This is a genomic window from Devosia sp. (assembly GCF_036406155.1).
Lineage (GTDB): Bacteria > Pseudomonadota > Alphaproteobacteria > Rhizobiales > Devosiaceae > Devosia_A.
Window position 1 is genome coordinate 1 of sequence record NZ_DASWVV010000075.1, and the last position, 4,553, is coordinate 4,553.

The window sequence follows — 4,553 nt, forward strand, 5'->3', positions numbered from 1 at the left end:
CCCGTCGGCCACGACCTCGACATCGTGCGGGCGGAAATAGAGCAGCGCCGGGCCGGCCGGCAGGTCCGGCGCCGGCAGGCCGAGCGGGCGCGGACCGGCCCAGATCTCGCCATTGGCTACCTCGACCGGCAGCCCGCTCGATTCGCCGATGAAGCCGAAGACGAAGGGCGAATTGGGCCTGTCGTAGACCTCGTCCGGCGTGCCGACCTGCTCGATCGTGCCCTGGCTCATCACCACCAGGCGGTCGGCGAGCTCGAGGGCCTCCTCCTGGTCGTGGGTGACGAACACCGTGGTGTGCCCGGTGCGGTCGTGCATGTCCCTGAGCCACCTGCGCAATTCCTTGCGCACCTGCGCATCGAGCGCCCCGAACGGCTCGTCGAGCAGCAGCACGGCGGGCTCGATGGCGAGGGCCCGGGCCAGCGCCACGCGCTGGCGCTGGCCGCCCGACAGCTGCTGCGGATAGCGCTTCTCGAGGCCGGCAAGCTGCACGAGGTCGAGCAGCTCCAGCGCCCGCCGGCGGATCTCCGCCCGCGGCGGCCGGGTGGCGCGCGGCCGCACCTTGAGCCCGAAGGAGATGTTCTCGAGGATGGTCATGTTGCGGAACAGCGCATAGGCCTGGAACACGAAGCCGACATTGCGCTCCTGCACGCTCTTGGAGGAGGCGTCCTCGTCGCCGAAGAAGATGCGCCCGGCGGTCGGCACCTCGAGCCCGGCGATGAGGCGCAGCAGCGTGGTCTTGCCCGAGCCCGAGGGGCCAAGCAGCGCGATCAGCTCGCCCGAACGTATGGCGAGGGACACGTCGTTGAGCGCCGGGTAGCGCGAGAACTCCTTGCGCACGTTCTGGACGCGGATTTCCATCGGGCCCCCTTTAGCCTAGTGTTTGCGCGTCGCCGCCAGTTCGCGGCCGAAGCGGAACTCGAGAATGGTCTTGATCAGCAGCGTCACCAGCGCCAGCAGGGCGAGCAGCGTCGCCACGGCGAAGGCACCGGCGAAGTTGTACTCGTTGTAGAGGATTTCGATGTGCAGCGGCATGGTCGTGGTCTTGCCGCGAATGTGGCCGGAGACGACGGCGACGGCGCCGAATTCGCCCATGGCGCGGGCATTGCACAGCAGCACGCCGTAGAGCAGGCCCCACTTGATGTTGGGCAGCGTCACGCGCCAGAAGGCCTGCCAGCCGGACGCGCCCAGCGACAGCGCCGCCTCCTCGTCGCCGCTGCCCTGGTCCTGCATCAGCGGGATCAGCTCGCGCGCCACGAACGGAAAGGTGACGAAGATGGTGGCCAGCACGATCCCCGGCACGGCGAAGATGATCTCGATATTGTTGGCCTGCAGCCACGGGCCGATGAGGCCGTGCGCGCCGAACAGCAGCACGTAGACGAGGCCCGCGACCACCGGCGAGACCGAGAACGGCAGGTCGATCAGGGTGGTGAGGAAGGCCTTGCCCTTGAACTCGAACTTGGCGATGGCCCAGGCGGCGGCCACCCCGAAGACGAGGTTGAGCGGCACGGCGATCGCGGCGACGAGCAGCGTGAGCCGGATGGCCGCCAGGGCGTTTCGCTCGCCCAGGGCGGCGACGAAGACGTCCAGGCCCTTGCGGAAGGCCTCGCTGAAGACGAGGACGAGCGGCAGCACGAGGGTGAGCAGCATGAAGCCGATGGCCACAGCGATCAGCAGCCGGCGCAGCCACGGCGCTTCGCTGGTCGGCCCGGCCCGGCGGGCAGCCTCGTCTTTCCTAGACATCGCCGAACCTCCTGCGGCTCCAGCCCTGGATCAGGTTGATCACCAGCAGCATGAGGAAGGCCAGCACCAGCATGATTGCGGCGATCAGCGCCGCCGCCGGCTGGTCGAACTCCTCGAGCCGGATGACGATCAGCAGCGGCGCGATCTCGCTGACATAGGGGATGTTGCCGGCGATGAAGATGACCGAGCCGTATTCCCCGACGGCGCGGGCGAAGGCCAGCGCGAAGCCGGTGAGCACGGCCGGCGTGAGGCGCGGCAGGATGACCCGCGCCATCGTCTGCCAGCGGCGGGCGCCGAGCGTCGCCGCCGCCTCCTCGAGTTCGGGCTCGAACTCGGCGAGCACCGGCTGCACCGTGCGCACCACGAAGGGCAGGCCGATGAAGATCAGAGCGACGACGATGCCGCTCGGCGCATAGGCGATCTTCCAGTCGATCTCGACGGCGCGCACCCACTCGGGAAGCCAGGCCTGGGCGTCGATCCAGGCATTGAGCGGCCCGCGCGGCGAGAACAGCGAACCGATCCAGCCCCGCGGGGCGTACAGCGAGGACAGCGCGATGCCGGCGACGGCAGTCGGCAGCGCGAAGGGCAAATCGACGATGGCGTCGAACAGGCGCTTGCCGGGAAAGCTGTAGCGCACCAGTACCCACGCGACGATCACCCCGAACACCACATTGACGAGCGCGGCGAGGAGCGAGGAGCCGAAACTGGTCCATAGCGCCGCCAGCGTGCGCGGGTCGAGCGCGATGGCCAGAACGCGCTCCGGCGCGATGCCGGCTGCCCTGGCGAACAGGGCGGCGATCGGGATCAACACGACGAGACCCAGATAGGTGAGCGTGTAGCCGAGCGTCAGGCCGAAGCCGGGGATGACGCTCGGCCTGACGAACCAGCCGCCGGCGCGCAGGGGCCTCGACCGGCGCGGCGCCGGCTCAGCGCGGCGGGGCGTAGATCTGGTCAAAGATGCCGCCATCGCCGAAATGCCTGGGCTGCACCTCGCCCCACCCCCCGAACAGCGGATCGTCGATGCCGACCATTTCGATCTGCGGGAAGTCGGCGAGCAGCGCCTTGTCCTCGACCAGGTCGGGCCGCGACGGGCGATAGTGGTGGCGGGCCGCGATCGCCTGGCCCTCGGGCGAATAGAGATAGTTCAGGTAGGCCGTGGCCAGCTCCGTCGTGCCCCTGGCCGCAGCATTGGCGTCGACCACGGCGACGGGCGGTTCGGCCCGGATCGAGGTCGGCGGCACGATGATGTCGAACTGGTCCGCGCCGAATTCGTGGAGCACCAGCCAGGCCTCGTTCTCCCAGGCCAGCAGCACGTCGCCCAGTTCCTTCTGCACGAAGGTCACGGTGGCGCCGCGGGCGCCGGTGTCGAGCACCGGCACGTTGCGGTAGAGCCGGCGGATGAAGTCGATGATGCTGGCCTCGTCGCCGCCATAGGCGGCGGCAGCCCAGCCCCAGGCGGCGAGATAATTCCAGCGGGCGCCGCCCGAGGTCTTGGGATTGGGGGTGATCACCTCGATGCCGTCGCCGACGAGGTCGCCCCAATCGGCGATGCCCCTGGGATTGCCCTCGCGCACGAGGAAGACGACGGTCGAGGTATAGGGCGTGGACTTGTCCGGGAGCCGACCGCGCCAGTCGGGCGCGATCAGCCCCGCCTGCGCGATCCTGTCGATATCGCCTTCGAGCGCCAGCGTCACCACGTCGGCCTTGAGCCCGTCGATCACCGCCTGCGCCTGCTTGCCCGAGCCGCCGTGGCTCATCTCGATGGTGACGGCAGCGCCGGTCGTCTGCTGCCAGTGCCGCGCGAAGGCGGCGTTGAACTCCTCGTAGAGTTCGCGCGTCGGATCGTAGCTGACGTTGAGCATCACCTGGTCGGCGCCGCGCACCATCACCACGCCGGCCAGCGCGAAAACGGCGATCAGGCCACCGATGGCTAGGACCCTGCCTGCTTGCTCCATCTCGCCCCTCCCAGCGGTGTCGACCTTCTAACTCTACCTGTTTAGTAGGCATTCGCAAGAAAGCCGGCGGCGCGCCGATTTCGCCCTGTGGAAAAAATTTTCAACGAACCTGGCGCAGACGACACTAGCACTGCCCCTGCCGCCACGATCGGGGCATCGCAAAGAAAGCGGTTCTCCCGGATCAGGCTAGAGCACCGGTGCGCCGTCGTCCACAGCATCGGTCAGCGTCGTCCGGTCGAGCACGTCACGGGTGGCGGCGGCAACCCTGGCGAAGACCCTGCGGATCTCGCAATTCGCCTCGTCGGCGCAATCGGCGCAGCGCCGGTAGGCGACCCGGGACAGGCACGGCAGCGGCGCGATCGGCCCGTCGATGAGCCGCAGTACCTCGCCGAAGGTGACATCGGTGGGGGGGCGCAGCAGCGCGTAGCCGCCGAGCCGGCCGCGCCGGCTGGTCACGATCCCGGCCCGCTTCATCTCCAGAAGGATCTGCTCGAGGAACTTCCGGGGGATGGCCTGCTCGCGCGAGATCTCGGCGATGAGCAGCGGCCGGCCGGCCGGGGCCTTGGCCAGCGCCACCAGCGCCCGCAGGGCATACTTGGCGCGTTGCGTGATGAGGGCCATGGGACTGCTCCGGGCGGCGCGGCGGCGACCGGCAGGAGCCGCAAGTCGACTGCGCCGATCAAGGTATAGCGCAATCGACGCGGCGCGTCAGGGCGTCTCCTCGCCGCCTTCCGCCGGCGGCGGGCTCCCCGGCGGGGGCGGCGGGACTTCAGGGTTGAACGGCATCGCCGGCAGCGACGCCGGCTGCCGCGGCCGGAAGCGGATGACGGTCGGCGCCGGGCCGGCGGCGGAGGGCGC

At 69.5% G+C, this 4,553-nt stretch carries 5 protein-coding genes; all 5 read right to left on the reverse strand.

Going from position 1 to position 4,553, the window contains the following annotated elements; all coding sequences use genetic code 11:
* On the reverse strand, window positions 1-858 hold an 858-nt coding region (locus VGD93_RS05020; RefSeq protein WP_395009810.1), incomplete at its 3' end, for a sulfate/molybdate ABC transporter ATP-binding protein.
* A gap of 15 nt (window positions 859-873) precedes the next feature.
* Complete coding sequence (gene cysW / locus VGD93_RS05025) at window positions 874-1,740, reverse strand: sulfate ABC transporter permease subunit CysW (RefSeq protein ID WP_395009811.1); 867 nt, start codon at window positions 1,738-1,740, stop codon at window positions 874-876.
* Window positions 1,733-2,695: a sulfate ABC transporter permease subunit CysT gene (locus VGD93_RS05030; protein WP_395009813.1), complete on the reverse strand. Its 963-nt coding sequence runs from the start codon at window positions 2,693-2,695 to the stop codon at window positions 1,733-1,735. Before VGD93_RS05030 ends, cysW begins: the two co-directional genes overlap by 8 nt.
* Complete coding sequence (locus VGD93_RS05035; RefSeq protein ID WP_395009815.1) at window positions 2,667-3,695, reverse strand: sulfate ABC transporter substrate-binding protein; 1,029 nt, start codon at window positions 3,693-3,695, stop codon at window positions 2,667-2,669. Before VGD93_RS05035 ends, VGD93_RS05030 begins: the two co-directional genes overlap by 29 nt.
* A gap of 186 nt (window positions 3,696-3,881) precedes the next feature.
* Window positions 3,882-4,316 (reverse strand): RrF2 family transcriptional regulator, encoded by a 435-nt coding sequence (locus VGD93_RS05040; RefSeq protein WP_395009818.1) that lies wholly within the window; start codon window positions 4,314-4,316, stop codon window positions 3,882-3,884.
* Window positions 4,317-4,553: the final 237 nt, after the last annotated feature.

Bases quoted from the DNA above. Each gene is read 5' to 3' on its own strand.
- cysW (WP_395009811.1), bottom strand. From the start codon at position 1,740: ATGTCTAGGAAAGACGAGGCTGCCCGCCGGGCCGGGCCGACCAGCGAA.
- VGD93_RS05035 (WP_395009815.1), bottom strand. From the start codon at position 3,695: ATGGAGCAAGCAGGCAGGGTCCTAGCCATCGGTGGCCTGATCGCCGTT.
- VGD93_RS05040 (WP_395009818.1), bottom strand. From the start codon at position 4,316: ATGGCCCTCATCACGCAACGCGCCAAGTATGCCCTGCGGGCGCTGGTG.